The following is an 18614-nucleotide window of genomic DNA, read 5'->3' as shown; positions in this document are numbered from 1 at the left end:
ATAGAGCCGCCTTCCCGGGCATCCACCATACTGTCTCCGACGACAAGGGAGACGGACCATGGTGGAACCCCTCGAGGTGGAGGCGGTGTTCCGGCGCTGCCCGAGCGAGCACTTCGACTTCGCTCTGACCAGCGAGCTGGCGCCGCTGGACATGATCGAAGGCCAGCCCCGGGCGCGGGACGCCCTGACGCTGGGCACGGCGATTCGCCATGACGGCTTCAACCTCTACGTGCTGGGGCCTCCCGACCACGGCCTGCAAGGCCTGGTGACCCGCTTTCTGGAGCGGCAGGCGGCATCGGCGCCGCCGCCGCCCGATCTCTGCTATCGCTACAATTTCGACGATCCCAGCGTGCCGCTGCTGTTGCGCCTGCCGCCGGGGCTCGGGCGCCAGCTGCGCGGCGATATCGAGCGGCTGATCGAGGAGCTCTCCGCCGCCATTCCCGCGGTGTTCGAGAGCGACGAATACCAGAATCGACTCCACGAGCTCGAGCAGGCCATGGGCGAGCGGCAGCGCGATGCGGTGGAGGCGGTGCGCCGCGAGGCCCGCGAGCACGACATCCTGCTGCTGTCCACGCCCAGCGGCTTCACCTTCGCGCCGGCCGATGCCGAGGGCGAGATGCTCTCGCCCGACGCCTACCAGCAGCTCGATCAGGCCGAGCGCGAGCGCATCGAGCGCACCGTCGAGATCTTGCAGACCAAGCTCGCCCAGGCCATCCGCCAGCTGCCCCGGCTGGCCAAGACCCTGCGCGAGCAGGTCGGCGCGCTCAACGAGGAGATGCTCCGGGACGCCATCGATGCGCCGCTGGAGGAGCTCGAGGCCCGCTACGACGCGCAGGAGGCCGTACTGGCGCATTTCACCGCGATACGCGAGGCGCTGCTGTTCCACGTCGAGAGCTTCCGCGAGGACGATCCCGAGATCCCGCCGGAGGCGGTGTTCAGCCGCTTCCGGCTCAACCTGCTGGTCGACAGCGCCGACGCCAGCGGGGCGCCGGTGATCCATCTGGATCTGCCCAGCCACCAGCATCTGGTGGGCCGGATCGAGCATCAGGTGCAGAACGGCACCCTGCTGACCGACTTCATGCTGATTCGCCCCGGCGCGCTGCACCATGCCAACGGCGGCTATCTGGTGCTCGACGTGCGCGGCCTGCTCAGCCAGCCCGGGGCCTGGGAGACCCTCAAGCGGGTACTGTCGACCGGGCGCATCCGCACCGAGTCCCTCGAGCAGGCCTACGGGCTGATCAGCACCCTGTCCCTGGAGCCGGAACCGGTGCCGCTGGACGTCAAGGTGGTGCTGCTCGGCGACCGGCTGCTCTATTACCTGCTTTGCGAGCACGACCCCGACTTCCTGGAGCTGTTCAAGGTTCAGGCCGACATGGACGACACGCTGGATCGCACGCCCGCCGGGCTCGAGGACTATGCGCGCATGGTGGCGAGGCTGGCGACCGAGGCCGATCTCCGGCCGCTGACCGCCGAGGGGGTGGCGGCGGTGATCGAGCGGGCCGGTCGCCTGGCCGACGACCAGCAGCGGCTCATCGCGCGCCATCGCGACCTGCACGATCTGCTGGTGGAGGCCGATCACTGGGCGGAGGCCGCCGGCGAGGCGGCGATCGATCGGGCCGCCGTGGAACGCACCGTGGCCGAGCAGCGCCGTCGCGCCGACCGGATTCGCGAGCGCAGTCACGAGCAGATCTTGCGCGGCACCCTGATGATCGCCACCGACGGCCGGCGGATCGGCCAGGTCAACGGCCTGACCGTGATGCGCCTGACCGACCATGGCTTCGGCCAGCCGATCCGCATCACCGCCACCGCGCGTCCGGGCCACGGCCAGGTGGTCGACATCGAGCGCGAGGCCAAGCTCGGCGGTCCGATCCACGCCAAGGCGGTGATGATCCTGTCGCGCTGGCTGGCCGGCCGCTATGCCCCGGACGCGCCGATGTCGCTGTCGGCCAGTCTGGCCTTCGAGCAGTCCTACGGCGGCGTCGAGGGTGACAGCGCCTCGGTGGCCGAGGCCTGTGCGCTGGTGTCCGCCATTGCCCGGGTGCCGCTGGACCAGCGCTTCGCCGTGACCGGCTCGATCAACCAGTACGGCGAGGTGCAGGCGGTGGGCGGCGTCAACGAGAAGATCGAGGGCTTCTTCGCCGTGTGCCGGGCGCGGGGCGAGCTCGAGGGGCGGGCGGTGATCCTGCCCGAGGCCAACGTCGAGCACCTGATGCTCGACGCCGAGGTGCGCGAGGCCGTGGCCGATGGCCGCTTTCGGCTCTATGCGATTCGTCGGGTGGAGGAGGCGCTGGCGCTGCTGACCGCCGGCGAGCCGGACCTCGATCTGGAGGCGCGGGTCGCCGAGCGGCTGGCGAGCTTCCGCCAGGCGGTGCGTCATCGCGATGACGACGGCGGCCGGCAAGATGAGGACAAGGGCGATGAGTGAGCCTGACGACGCCGGTCCCGCCCTGGAGGCGGTGCCCGAGACACCGGCGAGGGTGCTTGCGCTGCACGATGCTGCCGGTCCTGCTCAGGCGGCGCTCGCCGCGGCGGTGCGTCTCGCCGAGCGGCAGGGGCGCGAGCTGGTGGTGCTGGTCGTCGAGGATCAGGACCTGCTGCACAGCGCGGCCTTTCCCTTCGCCCGGGAGGTCGGGGGCCATTCCGGTCGAGTGCGCCGGCTCAGCGTCGCCGCGCTCGAGGCCGGGCTGGCCCGCCAGGGCGAGCGGGTGCGCCAGGCCCTGGCCCGTGCGGTGGCGGGGCGGCAGCTGCCGCATTCGCTTCAGGTGCGGCGTGGCCGGGTGCTCGAGGAGACGCTGGCGCTGGCCGTGCCCGGCGACCTGCTGCTGCTGAACCGGGCCGGCGAGACGGGCGCGTCGACGGCATGGCTCGGGGCGAGCGGTCTCGCGCTGATGCTGTCGGCGCCCTGCCCGGTGCTGGTCTGGCACGAGGCGGCCGCGGGGCCGCTGCTGGTGGCGTCCGTGGCCGGTGAGTCTCCGTGCGTGCCCGATCCGCTGCGGGCTCTGTTCGGCGAGGCCATGCCGCTGAGGTTCGAGGGCGCGGCCGCGCTGTCGCGTCGGCTGGCGACCTGTCGCGGCGGTGCGCTGCTGATGCGCCGGGAGACGCTGCGGGCGCTGCTGGCGGAGGACGCCGACTGGCTGTCGCGGCCGACGATTCCGGTGATCGTGCTGCCCTGAAGCCCCACAGAGGGCGCGGCTTTTGGCATCATGGGCGGTTGATTGTCTCGAGGAGCCGCCCGATGGCGTATTTTCTGGTAATGGGCGGGCTGGCCCTGACCGTGTGCTTCACCTTCGGATGGATCGTCTGGCGGATGCTGCGCTGGGCCTTCGCGCGTCTGGGGCGCCGTGCGCCGGCCGGAAGAAAGAAGAAGACGGCTGCCAGGGCGTCGCAGGGCAGGCAGGCGGCCGCCAAGGCGTCGGCCAGGGCGTCAAGCAAGGCACCGTCCAAGGAAAAGGGGCGAGCGTCGTCGTCACGCCGTGACGCCGCCGCCGCTGGAAAGGATGCCGCGCGCCGCGACAAGAAGGCGGAGCCGTCGCCGCCGTGGCGGCTGACCATGGCGCTGGCACCGCTGCGCGGCGCCTGGCCCCTGGCCGTGCTGCTCGCCGCGTTGTACGGCGGCGGGCGGCTGGTCGCCCATGGCATGGTGGCCCGGCCCCAGCACGCCCCCGATGCCTTTCGCCAGCTGGTCGAGGCCGTGGGCTGGGGCGCGATGGCGTTGATCGGTGTCGCGCTGGTCGGCCTGTTGGCGAGCTGGCGCTGTCGGCGTCACGCCTAATCACGCAGCCAGTGACGCAGTTTCAGCAGCAGCAGGGCGCCGTCGCCCAGCGAACGGCGCTCGGTGAGCAGCCGGCGCAGCGCGGCCGGGCGATCGGTGATGATGCCATCCACGCCGAGGTCGATCAGTCGGGACATGCGGGCCGGGTCGTTGACGGTCCAGGCCATCAGGGCGTAGCCGTGACGGTGAGCGAGCCTCACCTCGCGGTCGTCGATGCGGTTGTGACGCAGCGCCAGGGCATCGTAGCCGCGCCGGGGAAGGGCGCCCCTTAGCGTCAGCTGGGCCAGCAGGATGCGGCGCATCGCGGGCGCCTGGCGGGCGACCTCATCGAGCAGCTCATAGGACTGGGCGGCCAGCCATATTCTCGAGCTCAGGTCGGGCTCGCCGCAGGCCGCGCGGCGGACACCGTCCGGCGCGCGGTTCCGGCAGTCTCGCCGTGCCCGGGCCTCGGCCTCCAGTATCGCCACTACCCGGCTCACGAGCCGCTGGCGGCGGCCCGGGTCCGGCTTGAGCTCTATCACCAGCCCCGCACGCCCCCTGACCCTCATCAGGGTCTCCTTCAGGCCGGGAATCCGCGTGCCCACGAAGGGGTCGCCGAACCACCCGCCCACGTCCACGTTGTCGAGCACGCCGCGATCGAGGTCGGCGATGCGGCGATCGTCGCCGGCCAGGCGGGACAGGGTGGCGTCGTGGTAGAGCACCACCTCGGCCTCGGCGGTGAGCCGGGCATCGACCTCGATCAGGTCGGCCCCGTCATGGATGGCCCGCTCGATGGCCGGCAGGGTGTTCTCCGGGGCTGCCATCGAGCTGCCGCGGTGGGCGATGTTGTCGACCTCCTCGCGGATCGTGGTGCCCTGGACGACCCACCAGGCCTGGGCGATGGCGAAGGCGAGAACGCCGAGCTCCACGCCCCAGGCCAGGCGCCCGGGGTGTGCGGCTGCCGGCGCCGGCGGACGAGGCTCGCGGTGCGCCAGGCGCAGGTAGAGGCAGCTTCCCAGCAAGGCGTTGGCGGCGATGCCGACGAAGACCGCGGCCAGGGTCACCAGGCCGTAGGCGGTGACATAGCCGAGCATGGCGGGTAGCAGTATCTCGCGACGCTCGGGGAGATGGCCCAGCAGCGGGGTGAAGAGGGCGTTGAAGAGGGCCCCGACCCCAAGGGGCAGTAGCAGGATCGCCGCCAGCAGCCCCAGGATCGATGCCGCGATGCCGGTGCGCCAGCCGTGGGTCAGCCGGGCGCTGCGCTTCAGGGCGCGAAGCGGGCCGACGCCTTCCAGGATCAGCGCCGGCAGGGCCAGATGCCAGCGGGTGTAGAGGGTGGCGGCCAGGGCGGCCCAGCCCAGCACCACCGGGCCGATCGTGGCGAGGAAGGCCCACAGTACCGGGGGGCGCACCTGCTGGACATAATAGGGATCAAGGTCGCCAAGCAGGCGGCCGTGGAGCGTCACCACGATGCCGGCCACGGGCAGTATCAGCAGCAGCTGCGTGCCGACCTGGAGCAGGGCCAGGCCGGACAGCGCAGGCAGCCGTCGCAGGCTCTGCCATAGCGCCTCGGCGGCCAGGCGAAGATGGTTGTCACGGGGACGCACCGCGACCAGCGTCATGCCGGCCTGCTGCAGGTAGAGGATCAGGAAGGTGACGGCCAGCGTGGCCAGCAGCCAGGCCATACCGCCCGGTGTCCCCAGCACCGCGAACAGGGCCTCGAGGGTGATCAGCGGGCGGTCGAGGCGCCCCAGCATCCGGGCCAGGCCCCAGCCCGCCGCCGGCAGCAGCAGGCTGGAGGCGAGCAGGGTGAAGAAGGCGTGAAAGGCGATCAGCGGACGCAGATGGTGCTTGAGGCTGCGCAGCACATCGCCGCTCAGGCGAGGCGTGGTCAGCATGATGGTGGCATGTCGTGGAGCATGCTCTCACCCTGCCAGCCGAGTCAGTCGGGCGGCAAGCCGCCGGACCGTGTCCGCCGGGGGGTCAGTCCAGCACGAGGCGGTCGTCGGCGATCAGGATGCCGTTGTTGTCGGCGTAGAGCCACTGGCCCGGCTCGATGGTCGCACCGCCGAAGCTGACCGGAATGTCCCGCTGGCCCTCGCCGTGCTTCTCGCTCTTGCGCGGATGGGCGGCCAGGGCCTGGATGCCGAGCTCGGTCTCGGCCAGCTCGTCCACGTCGCGCACGCAGCCGTACATCACCACGCCCGCCCAGCCGTTGCCGGCGGCCTGTTCGGCGAGACGGTCGCCGAGCATGGCGCAGCGGGTGGAACCGCCGGCGTCGACCACCAGCACGGCGCCGTCGCCGGGCTCGTTGACGGTCTGTCGCACCAGCGAGTTGTCCTCGAAGCACTTGACGGTGCGCACCGGGCCGAAGAAGGCCTCATGGCCGCCGAAGTTGACGAACATCGGCTCGAGCACGGCCACTTCGGGATAGGCGTCGCACAGATCGGGGGTGACGATGGCAGGCATGACGGGGTGTCTCCTCGGTCGATGTACCCTCGATGATGCCACAGTCAGGCGATGAGGAAAGTCCCCCTTGAGAGGAATCGCGACGCGGGCAGGGCGCACAAAAAAGCGCCCCGCACGGGGCGGGGCGCTTCGGTCGTCGACGGCCCGCCGGACGGCGGGCCTGCGATGTTGCGAGCATCGGTGACGATGGCGGTGATCAGGCTTCCTGGCTCACCGGGATCACGTTCGAGGCGGCCTTCTGGAATTCCTCGATTTCGTGGAAGTTCATGTAACGATAGATCTCGCCGGCCATGGCGTCGAACTCGCTCATGTAGCGGCGATATTCGCTGACGCTCGGCAGGCGACCCTCGACCGCGGCCACGGCGGCCAGCTCGGCGGACGCCAGGAAGACGTCGGCGCCGTCGCCCAGGCGGTTGGGGAAGTTGCGCGTGGAGGTGGAGACCACGGTGCTCTTGGCGGCGACGCGGGCCTGGTTACCCATGCACAGCGAGCAGCCCGGCATTTCCATGCGTGCGCCGGCGCGGCCGTAGATGCCGTAGTAGCCTTCCTCGGTCAGCTGGTGCTGGTCCATCTTGGTCGGCGGTGCCAGCCACAGCTTGGTCTTCAGGCTGCCTGCGGGCTGCTTCTCGAGCAGCTTGCCGGCGGCGCGGAAGTGGCCGATGTTGGTCATGCAAGAGCCGATGAACACCTCGTCGATGGACTGGCCGGCCACGTCGGAGAGCAGGCGGGCGTCGTCCGGGTCGTTCGGGGCGCACAGCACCGGCTGGTCGAGCTGGTCGAGGTCGATCTCGATCACCTCGGCGTACTCGGCGTCCTTGTCGGCGCGCATCAGGCTCGGGTTCTCGAGCCACTCTTCCATGCCCTTGATGCGGCGCTCGATGGTGCGCGCGTCGCCATAGCCGTTGGCGATCATCCACTTGAGCAGGGTGATGTTGGACTTCAGGTACTCGCTGACGCTGTCCTCGGAGAGGGTGATGGTGCAGCCGGCGGCGGAACGCTCGGCGGAGGCGTCGGAGAGTTCGAAGGCCTGCTCGACGGTGAGGTCCTCGAGGCCCTCGATTTCCAGCACGCGGCCGGAGAAGGCGTTCTTCTTGCCGGACTTCTCGACGGTCAGCAGCCCCTGCTGGATGGCGTAGTAGGGGATGGCGTGGACCAGGTCACGCAGGGTGACGCCGGGCTGACGCTGGCCCTTGAAGCGCACCAGCACGGATTCCGGCATGTCCAGCGGCATCACGCCGGTGGCGGCGGCGAAGGCCACCAGGCCGGAGCCCGCCGGGAAGGAGATGCCCATCGGGAAGCGGGTGTGGGAGTCGCCGCCGGTGCCCACGGTGTCGGGCAGCAGCATGCGGTTCAGCCAGCTGTGGATGATGCCGTCGCCCGGACGCAGCGAGACGCCGCCGCGGTTCATGATGAAGTCGGGCAGGGTGTGGTGGGTTTCCACGTCGACCGGCTTCGGATAGGCGCTGGTGTGGCAGAAGGACTGCATCACCAGGTCGGCCTGGAAACCGAGGCAGGCCAGGTCCTTGAGCTCGTCGCGGGTCATCGGACCGGTGGTGTCCTGGGAGCCCACGGTGGTCATCTTCGGCTCGCAGTACATGCCCGGGCGCACGCCTTCCATGCCGCAGGCCTTGCCGACCATCTTCTGGGCCAGGGTGAAGCCCTTGCCGGTGTCGGCCGGCTGCTCGGACAGGCGGAAGACGTCGGACGGGGCCAGGCCCAGGGATTCGCGGGCCTTGGCGGTCAGGCCGCGGCCGATGATCAGCGGGATACGGCCGCCGGCGCGCGCCTCGTCGAGCAGCAGCTGGGTCTTGAGCTCGAAGGTGGTCAGCACCTCGTCGGTGCCGTGCTTGCAGACCTTGCCTTCATACGGGTAGACGTCGATGACGTCACCCATCTCGAGGTTCTCGACGTCCATCTCGACCGGCAGGGCGCCGGAATCTTCCATGGTGTTGAAGAAGATCGGCGCGATCTTGCCGCCGAAGCAGAAGCCGCCGGCGCGCTTGTTCGGCACGTTGGGGATGTCGTCGCCGAAGAACCACAGCACGGAGTTGGTGGCGGACTTGCGCGAGGAGCCGGTGCCGACCACGTCGCCGACGTAGACCACCTGGTGACCCTTGGCCTTCACTTCCTCGATCTGCTTGAGCGGACCGGTGACGCCGGGCTCGACCGGCTCGATGCCGTCGCGCGGGTTCTTGAGCATGGCGTTGGCATGCAGCGGGATGTCCGGGCGCGACCAGGCATCCGGGGCCGGGGAGAGGTCGTCGGTGTTGGTCTCGCCGGGCACCTTGAACACGGTCAGGGTGATCTTGTCGGCCAGCTTGGGCTTTGCGAGGAACCACTCGGCCTCGGCCCAGGACTCGATGATCTCCTTGGCCACGGCGTTACCGGCCTTGGCGCGCTCTTCCACGTCGTGGAAGGCGTCGAACATCAGCAGGGTGTGCTTGAGCTGCTCGCCCACTTCCTTGGCCAGCGAGTCGTCGTCCAGCAGCTCGACCAGCGAGGCGATGTTGTAGCCGCCCTGCATGGTGCCCAGCAGCTTGACGGCGTGGATCCGGTCGATCAGCGGGGACTCGGCCTCGCCCTTGGCGATGGCGGTCAGGAAGCCGGCCTTGACGTAGGCGGCCTCGTCGACGCCCGGCGGCACGCGGTTGGTCAGCAGGTCGAGGATGGCCTCTTCCTCGCCGGCGGGCGGATTCTTCAGCAGTTCGACCAGGGCAGCCGTCTGCTCGGCGTTCAGCGGCTTCGGCGGAACGCCCGCCTGGGCGCGCTCCTCGACATGTTGGCGATAGGCTTCAAGCACGTGGTGGCCCTCATTGGTTGGTAGTGGCCGAGCGTCCTGCGGCGGCGATGACGCCGCGGCGAGTCGCTCGGCTCGTCGGAATCAGCACGGTCAACGGTGGCGCTATTCTAGGAGAAACTGTCGACAATGTTAAGAATCCCGGCCATGGCGGGGGTCGAACTTTGGTCTCTGGTCATGTCCGAGCGCCTTCGGGGTGCCAGTGTGCGGGCGTCGCGTTACCATGGTGCGACTTTCATCAACGCAGAGGAGTGCCGATGGCGGGGCGTGTTGCTTCCCCCTGTGTGGGCCTGTGTTCGACGACGGTGGGCGATCGCGTCTGCCGCGGCTGTCAACGCATCGACGACGAGATTCGCGACTGGCCGGCCCTGGGCGGCGACGAGCGGGAGCAGCGCATGGCCGAGCTGGATGCCCTGCGCGTCGACGTGGCCGGGCGTCATCTGAGCGTGGTCGATGCCGACGCCCTGGAAGCCCAGCTGGTGCGCCACCGGATTCGCTTTCGCGCGGAGCAACCGCCGCTGTCCCGGGCGGTGGAGCTGCTGCGCGTCGGACGCGACCGTATCCGCGACCTGTCGCGTTACGGCCTGGCGCCGCTCGAGCCGCTCGATGCCACGACCCTGCACGCCCGTCTCGCCGCCGATCTGATGGCCGCCGCCGAGGCGCGCCGCGAGGCCAGAGCCTCGCACTCCTGATGCTTTCAGACACGAACCGCCGGACCCTTCGATGACCGCCATTGCCGACGCTCCATCCCCCGTTGACCTGTTGCCCGAGGGGCTGCTCGCCTTTCTTCACTGCCCGACCCCCGATGCCTGGATCGACTGGGCCCTCGACAACCCCGAGCTGCTGCTGATCGACCACGCCCAGTGCGAGAAGAAGGCCGCCTCCACGGCCATGAGCCTGCTCTACCGCTACGTGGATCACCCGCTGCTGCTGACCAAGATGTGCCAGCTGGCCCGCGAGGAGCTGCTGCACTTCGAGCAGGTGGTCAAGCTGATGGAGGAACGTGGCATCGTCTATCGGCACCTGTCGGCCTCGCGCTATGCCGAGGGGCTGCGGCGCCATGTGCGCACTGAAGATCCCGAGCGGCTGATCGATATCCTGATCGTGGGCGCGCTGATCGAGGCCCGCAGCTGCGAGCGCTTCGCCCGTTTGATTCCTCACCTTGACGATGAGCTTGCCAAGTTCTATCGCAGTCTGGTTAAGTCGGAAGGGCGTCACTATGAGGATTACCTGATGCTGGCCCGCCGGGCCGCCCCGGAGGCCATCGACGATCGCATCGCCTTCCTCGCCGCGCGAGAAGCCGAGCTGATCACCATGCCGGATACGGCATTTCGTTTTCACAGCGGTGTTCCCGCCTGAGTTCGGGGCGCCGCCCAGCAGGGCCTAACAATCATGCGGGATGCTTCCGACGCCGTAACCCGTGAAGAACAAGATCGCCTGGCGTTATTCGGTCATTTTTCGCTGACCCTGGGCGACGATGCGCTGACCCATTTCAGTTACGACAAGGTCAAGGCGCTGCTGGTCTACCTGCTGCTGCACGAGCAGCCGGTCAACCGCGCGACCCTCGCCGAACTGCTGTGGCCCGACCAGGGCCTCTCCTCGGGGCGGACCAACCTGCGGCATGCCTTGCACTGCCTGCGTCAGTCGCTCGGTGAGCAGGCCGAGGAGGTGCTGTCGGTATCCCGCCAGACCATCGCCTTCGAGCTGCCCGAGGCGTGGCGGTTCGACCTCCACGAGCTCCAGTCGATGCTCGAGGCACCCGCCGAGGTGGCGACCCTGGAAGACATCCTGGAGTGCTACCAGGGTGACCTGGTGGAGGAGCTGCAGCTCGCCGCCTGCGCCGAGTTCCAGCGCTGGCTGGTCCAGGTCCGCAACGAGTGGCGTCAGCGCGTGATCCGCTACGCCGAGGCGGTGCTGGAACAGTCCGAGCCGCTGCCCGATTCGCTGCTGGAAACCTTGGTCAGCCGTTTCTCCGGCTACGGGCCCTTTCACGAGCGGCTGGTGCGCCAGCTCGCCGAGCAGGGCCAGCTGGCCGCCGCCCACGAGCAGTACAACGCCTACCTTCAGCTGCTGGCGCTGACCGGCCAGCAGCCGGACCCCGCCTTCCTTCAGCTGGCGCGCTACTGGTCGGATGGCGTCCCCGACGAGGCCAACGCCCCCGGCGTCGGCTTCTCGCGTACCCTGGCCGCGGACAGCGCGCCGCTGCGCGACGACGAGATCGAGATGCGTCAGCTGTCGGTGATGGCGATTCGCCTGGAGCTGGACGCGGATCTTTCCACCCGCGGTGAGACCCGGGCCTGCCTAACCCTGCAGATCGAGCTGATGCGCTGGCTCGAGCAGCAGTGCCATCACCTGGGCGGCTTCTGGCTGCCCGGTGCCGCCGGCGGCATCGGGCTGGCCTGCTTCGGCACCCACGGTCCGGCCCACCAGCTCGCCGAGCTGGTGGCGCTCTACGAACACTGCCAGCGCTCGCTCTCAGACGAGTGCGTCCGTCACTGGAGCGGGGAGGGCGAGCCGCCGGGCATCTGCCTCGCCGCCGGCCTCAACAGCGGCCAGGTGGTCTACCTGCCGGAGCGCCACCTGGTCGACCCGCTGGGCGAGGTGACCCAGGGCGCGCTGGAACTGATGGCCGCCTCCCAGGGCAGCGAGCTGGTGATTTCCCAGCAGGCCAGCCAGCACATGCCGCCGGCGCTCGACCTTCAGCCGCGGCTTTCCTCGCGGTTGGTGGCCAGCGACGGCCGTGTGTGGCTGCGGGCGCTGGTCCTCGGGGCGAATGAAGGCGGGCGCGAGGCGCTGCCGCCGAGCCTGATCGGTCGCGAGGGGGCGCTGCGCACGCTGCGCGATGCCCTGGCCCGGGCCGGCATCGGGCTGCGCCAGAGCGTGCTGGTCCGGGGCCCTTCGGGGCTCGGCAAGTCGGCGCTGCTGGTCGGCTTCCGCCATCTCGAACAGAGCCGCGAGGCGGCGATCTGCTGGCAGCCCACCACCCGGCTGTCGATCCAGGAGCCCTATGGCGTGGCTCGGCAGCTGCTGCACTGGCACTTCGGCGATGACGTCGATGCCGAGCGACTGGCGTCGCTGATGCCGGAAGACCTCGGCGACGAGTCGCGGCTGCTGCTGGAGGAAGCGCTCGGCGTCTGCGAGCCCCGCGAGGTGGCCATGCTCACCCAGAACGGCGAGGCCGTGGAGCTGGTGGTCGGGGTGCTGCAGCGCCTGATCGAACGTCTCACCGAGTCGCGCACCCTGGTGCTGATGGTCGACGACCTGCAATGGCTCGACGAGCCCTCCTTCAAGGTGCTGGCCGGCCTCCAGGCGCGCCTGCCGATCAACTGTCCTTTCCTGATGGTGGCCAGCCACCACGGCCGCGAAGCGCTGCCGACCTCGCTCGACTGGGATCAGCAGATCACCCTCGGCCGGCTCGACCCCATGCAGTCGTCCCGGCTGCTCACCCAGCTGGCCCGGCGCTATCGGCTGCAGCTCAGCCCGCGCCTGCGCAGCCAGATCGTCGAGCGTTGCGACGGCGTGCCGCTGTACCTGCAGGAAATCTGCCGCCGCGTCGACCTGGATCGCCGCGAGGGGCGCCAGGTCGACCTCGACGAGCTGCCGCGGGGCCTGCTGGGGCTGCTGGCCAGCCGCATCGACCAGCTCGACGCCGACCGCGAGGTCGCCCACGTGGCGGCCGTGCTCGGCCGCCGCTTCCGGCTCGATTTCCTCGCCGAGTGCAGCGACCGGGAGATGCCGCAGCTGAATGCGGCGCTGGAGCAGATGATCCGCCTGGAGATCGTCGAGCCGGTCGACGAGACGGAAGAGGGGCGCGAGTATCAGTTCACCCATCAGCTGCTGCAGGAAGCGGCCTACCTGTCCTGCCCGCGGGACGTGCGTGTGGCCCTGCATCGCCAGGTCGTGTCGCTGATCGAGGAGCGCTTTCCGGTGTGGATCAGCCGCCACCCGGGCGATTTCGCCGTCCATCTGCGGCGCAGCGGCCACCATGCCCGCGGGGCGCGCTACTTCGAGCTTGCCGCCCGCGAGGCGCTCAAGGTCAGCGCCAACCGCACCGCGCTGCGCATGGCCGACTTCGGGCTGGCCAGCCTGCGTCACGTGGAAGGCCAGGAAGAACGCGAGGTCAGCCTGCACACGGTGCGTGGCCAGGCCGCCTTCGCTCTGGAAGGGCACGCCTCACCCACCGCCCACGAGAGCTTCGTGCGTGCCCGAGAGCTGCTGACCTGTACCGATGAGGTGCCGGAAGACAGCGAGGACCTGGAGCAGGTGTTTCTGGTCAAGTGGGGCCTGTGGGTCGGCTGCAGCCAGCGCAACGCCCACGCCGATGCCTTCCTGCTGGCCTCGCGGTTGGCGGACCTGGCCGCGCGGCTCGAGGACCCGCGCTACCGGCGCCTGGCCGATTTCGCCCGGGCCAGCTGCGAGTACTGGGCCGGCCGCATCCAGCAGGCCTACGAGCATCTCGAGGAGATCGACCCGCTCAATTCGCCGATGATGATCGAGTGGCTGCCGTTCTCCGATCATCCCCAGGTGGCGGCCACCTGCTTCCAGAGCTGGGCGCTGTGCCTGCGCGGCGACTATCATCGCGCTCAGCAGCAGGTGGAGTCGGCGATCCGCCTGGCCGAGCGCATCAATCACCCGGGCAGCCTGGCCATGGCGCTGATGTATGCCGCGGCGCTCTATCGCCAGGTGGGACACGAGCATCTGGCGTCCCAGCGCGCCGAGCGCGCCTACGAGATCACCGGCACGCCGGACCTGCAGCTGTGGCAGGTCTCGGCGCGGCAGGTGCTGGGCTGGCAGCGGGCGCTGTCCGGCGATCGCGAAGGACTCAAGCGCATCGAGGCGGCCCAGGAGGAGTTCGTCGAGGTCACCGGTCGCGATCCCTACCAGCGGCCCTCGCTGTGGTGGGTGGACGCCTGTACGTCGCTGGGCGAGCTGGCCCGGGCCGAGGACTATCTTGACCAGTGCCTGCTGATTGCCCGTGAGCGGACCACGCTGTTCGTCGCCGAACTGGCGGTGCACCTGGCGAAGGTGCGCCACCGCCTGGGGCATCCCGCCGAGGAAGTGCGCGGTCTGATCGAGCAGGCGCTCGAGCAGGCACGCGGCGACGGCAACCTGCACCAGCAGCTGTGCGCCCTGGAAGCCTGGCTGACGATGGTCGATCCGGAGGATGAGGACGCGCGCATGGCCTTCCGGGGCCTGCTGGGCGAGGTCAGTCACAGCGATGCCCCGGTGCTGGTGCGCTGGCGGACCCTGCTCGACAAGCGGCTGCCGCATACCGCCGACCTGGAGGACTGACGGCGCACACGCCTGAGGTGCCATGGAAGAAGCAAAACGCCCGGCGAGGCTCGAGAGACGAGCGTCGCCGGGCGTTTTGTGTCGTGCGGGAGGTCGTGTGAGAGAGCCTTTGGAAGCGTGAGGCGTCGAGGCTCAGGTGGCGACTTCCAGCGCGGCGATCCGCGCCAGCGCCTGATCGCGGTGGTCGCCGCACAGTTCGCGGTCGTAATCGAAGCGGGCGCAGACCGCTGGCCGCTCGGGCCGGCCGAACAGCCGGCACAGGTTGTCGTCGTCGAGCTGGGCGCAGCGCACCCCGGCGGGCTTGCCGTCCGGCATGCCGGGGATCGGCGAGCTGATCGACGGCGCGATGCAGCAGGCGCCGCAGCCGGGGCGGCAGCCGCCGGCGTCCTGTTCTTCGCTCATGGCCGGGCGCGAGCTCACGCCTCGGCCTCCGCCAGCGCCCCCTTGTCGATGCCCTCGAAGGCCTGCACGCGGGTGGCGCGGCCGGTCTCGCGGGCGATCTCGCCGGCCAGCCAGGCGGCGATATGTTCCACCGTGGTCGGCGTCGGCATCGGGATGCAGCGCTCCCGCGGCAGGGTCAGGGCGAAACGCCCCTGTTCGGCCGTGTAGCGCGTGGTCAGGCGGCCGGTGAAGGCGGCATCCAGGCCCTCGACCACGTCGGCCTCGTCCACCAGGTAGCGATCCGCGAGGCGTTCGGCCCACTCGGTCTCGAGCGCCGGGCACCGTTCGCCGTCCTGCCACACGTGCAGCCGCGAGCGGTGGCCGTGGGCGATGCGCTGGCAGTTGCCGGCGTGGCGCTTGAGGCCGTGGCTGTAGGTGTAGGCGGCGCCGTCGATGGCCTCGTCGGTCAGCGTCAGGCGGATCGCCTCGACCCGGGCCGGCGGCTGGCGGCTGAGCGAGGCCGACAGGTGCTCGGCCAGGCGCTCGGCGGTGATGGCCGGCCAGGGCAGCAGGGCGAAAGCCTGGCGCGGGCCGCGGACCTCGAACGGGTAGGGCGACTCGGCGCGCACGCACAGGCCCTCGGCGCACTCATGGACGCTGATGCCGGGCGCCTCGGTGGGCACCAGCAGGGTGTGATCGGGGCCCTGGTCGATGCGCGACTTGATCCACGGCTTGACCTCGCCGAAGTCGAACAGCATGCCGTCCTCGCCGAGCTCGCCGTCGAGTTCGGCGTCGACCCGCCAGCTGGCGCCGATCAGCCCGCGTTCGGGGCACCACAGGGAGGCGTCGAGATGGGTGAGGCGGTTGACGAACAGCGTCATCAGTCGATCCCCGTGATCTTGTGGGTCTGCAGTGAGAGCCGCCACTGCGGATGGCTCAGGCAGTAGGCCACGGTCTCGGCCGTGACGTCACCGCCGCCGACCGCCGCGGTGTCCATCGGCTGAAGGAAGAAATGATGGAAGTCCAGGTCGGTGAAGCGCTCGGGCGGGGCGTCGCTCTGCGGATAGACCAGCTTGAGCTCGTCGCCGGAGGTCTGGGCCAGCACGCTCTCGCCCTTGGGGCTGACGCACAGCCAGTCGATGCCCGGCGGGGCCGGCAGGGTGCCGTTGGTCTCCACGGCGACGTCGAAGCCGCGCTCGTGCATGGCGGCGATCAGGGGCTCGTCGAGCTGCAGCAGCGGCTCGCCGCCGGTGAAGATCACCTGGGGCGTGGCGGTGCCCGGGGCATCCGGCCACAGCGCGGTCAGGTGATCGACCAGGGCCTCGGCATCATGGAAGCGTCCGCCGTGCTGGCCGTCGGTGCCGCGGATGTCGGTATCGCAGAAGCGGCAGGCCGCGGCGGCGCGATCGGCCTCGCGCCCGGACCACAGGTTGCAGCCGCTGAAGCGGCAGAACACGCTGGCGCGTCCGGCCTGGCCGCCTTCGCCCTGCAGCGAGTAGAAGGCTTCCTTGACGCTATACATGGTCGGACCCTTCGGCGGCGTCGGCGGCGGCATCAGGCCGCTGTGAAGAGGCGGCGGCATCGGGCCGCTGTGAAGAGACGTCGGCCTCGTCGCCGGTGGTGTCATAAGCGATGGGGTCGACGGCGCCGTTGGCGGCGAAGGCCGAAAGCCGTTCGCGGCAGCTGCCGCAGCGGCCGCAGGCCAAGGCTTCACCACGGTAGCAGGTCCAGGTCCTGGCGTAGTCGAGCCCCATGGCCAGGCCCTCGGCGAGGATCTCGTCCTTGCCGGCGCGCAGGTAGGGCGCGTGCAGGGTCACCGGCTCGAAGTTGGCGATGCCGGCGACGTCGTTCATGGCCTCGACGAACTCGGGGCGGCAGTCCGGGTAGAGCACGTGATCGCCGCCATGGGCGCCGTAGTCGACCCGATCGGCGCCGATGTTGACCGCCTTGGCGATCGCCAGCGACAGCAGGATCATGTTGCGGTTGGGGACCACGGTGGCCTTGAGGTTGGCCTCGGCGTAGTCGGCGTCGGGCAGCTTCTGGCTGGAGTCGGTGAGCGCCGAGGCGTCGATCAGGCCATGGATGGCGGTGATGTCGACCACCTGGTGGGGCACGCCCAGCTCGCGGCAGACCTCGCGGGCGACCGCGAGCTCGCGGGCATGACGCTGGCCGTAGTCGAAGGACAGGGCGTGGACCTCGCGGCCTTCGCGCAGGGCGCGATGCAGCACGGTAAAGGAGTCCATGCCACCGGAGTAGATCACCACGGTGGCCGGTGCGGCGGATTCTGACATGGGATACCTGTGGGGCGGAGAATTTGTCTGCCCGGCGCGCGTCACGGGCGCGGCGGGACCTTGGCCGGGGTCCGGTCCGGCAGGGGCGCACAGTGTACTTGACCAACGGGACAGGCGCCAAGGACGCTGATCCATGTCATTCAGCGTGGACAGGCGACGTTGCTAGACTTCGCCCCTTTGCCACCGGTGATGTGAGCCTCATGGAAGCCCCCGAACTGCTGTCGCCCGCCGGCACCGTCAAGAACATGCGCTACGCCTTCGCCTACGGCGCCGATGCGGTTTATGCCGGGCAGCCGCGCTACTCGCTGCGCGTGCGCAACAACGATTTCAGGGTCGACAACCTGCACGAGGGCATCGCCTATGCCCACGAGCGGGGCAAGGCGTTCTATGTGGCCTCCAACATCGCGCCGCACAACAGCAAGCTCAGGACCTACCTGCGCGACATGGAGCCGGTGATCGAGGCCGGTCCCGACGCCCTGATCATGTCGGATCCCGGGCTGATCATGATGATCCGCGAGCGCTGGCCCGATCAGGTGATCCACCTGTCGGTGCAGTCCAACGTCGTCAACTATGCGGCGGCGACGTTCTGGCAGCAGCAGGGCATCCGCCGCATCATCCTGTCCCGCGAGCTGTCGCTGCAGGAGATCGGCCAGATCCGCGCCGAGTGCCCCGACCTCGAGATCGAGACCTTCGTGCACGGCGCGCTGTGCATCGCCTACTCCGGGCGCTGCCTGCTCTCCGGGTACTTCAACCGCCGCGACCCGAACCAGGGCACCTGCACCAACGCCTGCCGCTGGAAGTACCGCACGGTGACGGCCGCCGAGGACGAGACCGGCGACCTGGTGCCGGCCAATGCCGCCCACGACGCCAGCGGCATCTGGACACCGGGTCAAGACAGGAGGCAGGACGGCGGCATGATCGCCTCCGCCGGTGGCAGGGAGGGCCAGGACACGCTCACGGCGCTGATCGAGGACCGCTCGCGCCCGGGCGAGCTGATGCCGGTCCATGAGGATGAGCACGGCACCTACATCATGAACTCCAAGGACCTGCGCGCCGTTCAGCACGTCCCGAGGCTTGCCGAGATGGGCGTGGCCTCGCTGAAGATCGAGGGGCGCACCAAGTCACCCTACTATGTGGCGCGCACCGCCCAGGTCTATCGTCGCGCCATCGACGATGCCGTGGCCGGTCGAGCCTTCGACATGCGCCTGATGGACGAACTCGAGAACTTGGCCAACCGTGGCTACACCGAAGGCTTCTATCGCCGCCATGTCCACGACCTGTACCAGAACTACGAGCAGGGCCACTCGATGGGCGTGCACCAGCAGTACGTCGGCGAGGTGCTGGGTTACGATCCCGACCTCGGCGTGCTGGAGGTCGACGTCAAGAACCGCTTCGAGGTCGGTGACGGCATGGAGCTGATGCTGCCTGGCGGCAACCGCCGTTTCGCCCTCGAACGCATCGAGAACAAGCGCGGCGAAGCGGTGGGCGTGGCCCCGGGATCGGGTCACGTGGTGCGCATCCCCGTGCCGGGCGACGCCATCGCGCCAGAGCGTCTCGCGTATGGCCTGCTGATGCGCGACCTCGCCTGAGGCCGTGCCGGGCTGGACACCACCCGGGACCTTCGGTGAAGCTG

General features: G+C 69.7%; 14 protein-coding genes. 7 read left to right on the top strand and 7 right to left on the bottom strand.

Going from position 1 to position 18614, the window contains the following annotated elements; all coding sequences use genetic code 11:
• Nucleotides 1-58 precede the first annotated feature (58 nt).
• From C9J49_RS14600 to C9J49_RS17070, 3 genes are all read left to right on the top strand, one after another.
• Nucleotides 59-2425, top strand: a complete 2367-nt coding sequence (locus C9J49_RS14600) for a Lon protease family protein (RefSeq protein ID WP_107181998.1) — start codon at nt 59-61, stop codon at nt 2423-2425.
• Nucleotides 2418-3173 (top strand): hypothetical protein, encoded by a 756-nt coding sequence (locus C9J49_RS14595; protein WP_052719407.1) that lies wholly within the window; start codon nt 2418-2420, stop codon nt 3171-3173. The genes C9J49_RS14600 and C9J49_RS14595 overlap by 8 nt, the downstream gene beginning before the upstream one ends.
• A 62-nt stretch (nt 3174-3235) precedes the next feature.
• The gene (locus tag C9J49_RS17070) at nt 3236-3772 is read left to right on the top strand and encodes a hypothetical protein (protein WP_146613016.1); all 537 of its coding nucleotides are present in this window, start codon (nt 3236-3238) and stop codon (nt 3770-3772) included.
• On the opposite strand, the gene C9J49_RS14580 is transcribed toward C9J49_RS17070, so the two are convergent.
• The 3 genes from C9J49_RS14580 to acnB form a co-directional block, all read right to left on the bottom strand.
• Nucleotides 3769-5649 (bottom strand): glycerophosphodiester phosphodiesterase family protein, encoded by a 1881-nt coding sequence (locus C9J49_RS14580; protein ID WP_107181995.1) that lies wholly within the window; start codon nt 5647-5649, stop codon nt 3769-3771. The genes C9J49_RS17070 and C9J49_RS14580 overlap by 4 nt on opposite strands.
• An 85-nt stretch (nt 5650-5734) precedes the next feature.
• Complete coding sequence (rraA, locus tag C9J49_RS14575; protein WP_107181994.1) at nt 5735-6220, bottom strand: ribonuclease E activity regulator RraA; 486 nt, start codon at nt 6218-6220, stop codon at nt 5735-5737.
• A 196-nt stretch (nt 6221-6416) separates the two neighbouring features.
• Nucleotides 6417-9020 carry a bifunctional aconitate hydratase 2/2-methylisocitrate dehydratase gene (acnB, locus tag C9J49_RS14570; protein ID WP_046080293.1) on the bottom strand — a complete coding sequence of 868 codons (2604 nt, stop codon included), beginning with the start codon at nt 9018-9020 and terminating at the stop codon, nt 6417-6419.
• A gap of 254 nt (nt 9021-9274) precedes the next feature.
• Between acnB and C9J49_RS14565 the strand changes: the two genes are divergently transcribed.
• Genes C9J49_RS14565 through C9J49_RS14555 form a run of 3 tightly spaced genes read left to right on the top strand, consistent with a single transcriptional unit; the run spans nt 9275 to nt 14309 of the window.
• Complete coding sequence (locus tag C9J49_RS14565; RefSeq protein WP_046080294.1) at nt 9275-9709, top strand: DUF1289 domain-containing protein; 435 nt, start codon at nt 9275-9277, stop codon at nt 9707-9709.
• 31 nt (nt 9710-9740) lie between these two features.
• Nucleotides 9741-10376 carry a tRNA-(ms[2]io[6]A)-hydroxylase gene (locus C9J49_RS14560; protein ID WP_046080295.1) on the top strand — a complete coding sequence of 212 codons (636 nt, stop codon included), beginning with the start codon at nt 9741-9743 and terminating at the stop codon, nt 10374-10376.
• A gap of 33 nt (nt 10377-10409) precedes the next feature.
• The gene (locus C9J49_RS14555; protein ID WP_046080296.1) at nt 10410-14309 is read left to right on the top strand and encodes an AAA family ATPase; all 3900 of its coding nucleotides are present in this window, start codon (nt 10410-10412) and stop codon (nt 14307-14309) included.
• Between the two features lie 132 nt (nt 14310-14441).
• Here C9J49_RS14555 and C9J49_RS14550 read toward each other — a convergent pair whose 3' ends face one another.
• Genes C9J49_RS14550 through queC form a run of 4 tightly spaced genes read right to left on the bottom strand, consistent with a single transcriptional unit; the run spans nt 14442 to nt 16981 of the window.
• On the bottom strand, nt 14442-14711 hold the full coding sequence (locus C9J49_RS14550; protein ID WP_106487772.1) for a YkgJ family cysteine cluster protein: 270 nt from the start codon (nt 14709-14711) through the stop codon (nt 14442-14444).
• A 14-nt stretch (nt 14712-14725) separates the two neighbouring features.
• Nucleotides 14726-15571 carry a 6-carboxytetrahydropterin synthase gene (locus tag C9J49_RS14545; protein ID WP_107181993.1) on the bottom strand — a complete coding sequence of 282 codons (846 nt, stop codon included), beginning with the start codon at nt 15569-15571 and terminating at the stop codon, nt 14726-14728.
• The gene (gene queE, locus C9J49_RS14540) at nt 15571-16212 is read right to left on the bottom strand and encodes a 7-carboxy-7-deazaguanine synthase (RefSeq protein ID WP_046080530.1); all 642 of its coding nucleotides are present in this window, start codon (nt 16210-16212) and stop codon (nt 15571-15573) included. The genes C9J49_RS14545 and queE overlap by 1 nt, the downstream gene beginning before the upstream one ends.
• On the bottom strand, nt 16205-16981 hold the full coding sequence (queC, locus tag C9J49_RS14535; RefSeq protein WP_107181992.1) for a 7-cyano-7-deazaguanine synthase QueC: 777 nt from the start codon (nt 16979-16981) through the stop codon (nt 16205-16207). The genes queE and queC overlap by 8 nt, the downstream gene beginning before the upstream one ends.
• A gap of 200 nt (nt 16982-17181) precedes the next feature.
• On the opposite strand from queC, the gene yegQ reads away from it, so the two are divergent.
• Nucleotides 17182-18570, top strand: a complete 1389-nt coding sequence (gene yegQ, locus C9J49_RS14530; protein ID WP_107181991.1) for a tRNA 5-hydroxyuridine modification protein YegQ — start codon at nt 17182-17184, stop codon at nt 18568-18570.
• Nucleotides 18571-18614 lie beyond the last annotated feature (44 nt).

It is taken from the genome of Halomonas sp. SL1 (genome assembly GCF_003030865.2).
GTDB classification, from domain to species: Bacteria; Pseudomonadota; Gammaproteobacteria; order Pseudomonadales; family Halomonadaceae; genus Halomonas; species Halomonas halophila.
Note: the sequence above shows the minus strand (reverse complement) of the source record. Positions and strands in the feature narration are given on the sequence as shown.

Excerpts from the sequence above, each read along its gene's own strand:
- C9J49_RS14600 (WP_107181998.1), top strand. The coding sequence starts at position 59 with ATGGTGGAACCCCTCGAGGTGGAGGCGGTGTTCCGGCGCTGCCCGAGC.
- C9J49_RS14595 (WP_052719407.1), top strand. The coding sequence starts at position 2,418 with ATGAGTGAGCCTGACGACGCCGGTCCCGCCCTGGAGGCGGTGCCCGAG.
- C9J49_RS17070 (WP_146613016.1), top strand. The coding sequence starts at position 3,236 with ATGGCGTATTTTCTGGTAATGGGCGGGCTGGCCCTGACCGTGTGCTTC.
- C9J49_RS14580 (WP_107181995.1), bottom strand. The coding sequence starts at position 5,649 with ATGCTGACCACGCCTCGCCTGAGCGGCGATGTGCTGCGCAGCCTCAAG.
- rraA (WP_107181994.1), bottom strand. The coding sequence starts at position 6,220 with ATGCCTGCCATCGTCACCCCCGATCTGTGCGACGCCTATCCCGAAGTG.
- C9J49_RS14565 (WP_046080294.1), top strand. The coding sequence starts at position 9,275 with ATGGCGGGGCGTGTTGCTTCCCCCTGTGTGGGCCTGTGTTCGACGACG.
- C9J49_RS14560 (WP_046080295.1), top strand. The coding sequence starts at position 9,741 with ATGACCGCCATTGCCGACGCTCCATCCCCCGTTGACCTGTTGCCCGAG.
- C9J49_RS14555 (WP_046080296.1), top strand. The coding sequence starts at position 10,410 with ATGCGGGATGCTTCCGACGCCGTAACCCGTGAAGAACAAGATCGCCTG.
- C9J49_RS14550 (WP_106487772.1), bottom strand. The coding sequence starts at position 14,711 with ATGAGCGAAGAACAGGACGCCGGCGGCTGCCGCCCCGGCTGCGGCGCC.
- C9J49_RS14545 (WP_107181993.1), bottom strand. The coding sequence starts at position 15,571 with ATGACGCTGTTCGTCAACCGCCTCACCCATCTCGACGCCTCCCTGTGG.
- queE (WP_046080530.1), bottom strand. The coding sequence starts at position 16,212 with ATGTATAGCGTCAAGGAAGCCTTCTACTCGCTGCAGGGCGAAGGCGGC.
- queC (WP_107181992.1), bottom strand. The coding sequence starts at position 16,981 with ATGTCAGAATCCGCCGCACCGGCCACCGTGGTGATCTACTCCGGTGGC.
- yegQ (WP_107181991.1), top strand. The coding sequence starts at position 17,182 with ATGGAAGCCCCCGAACTGCTGTCGCCCGCCGGCACCGTCAAGAACATG.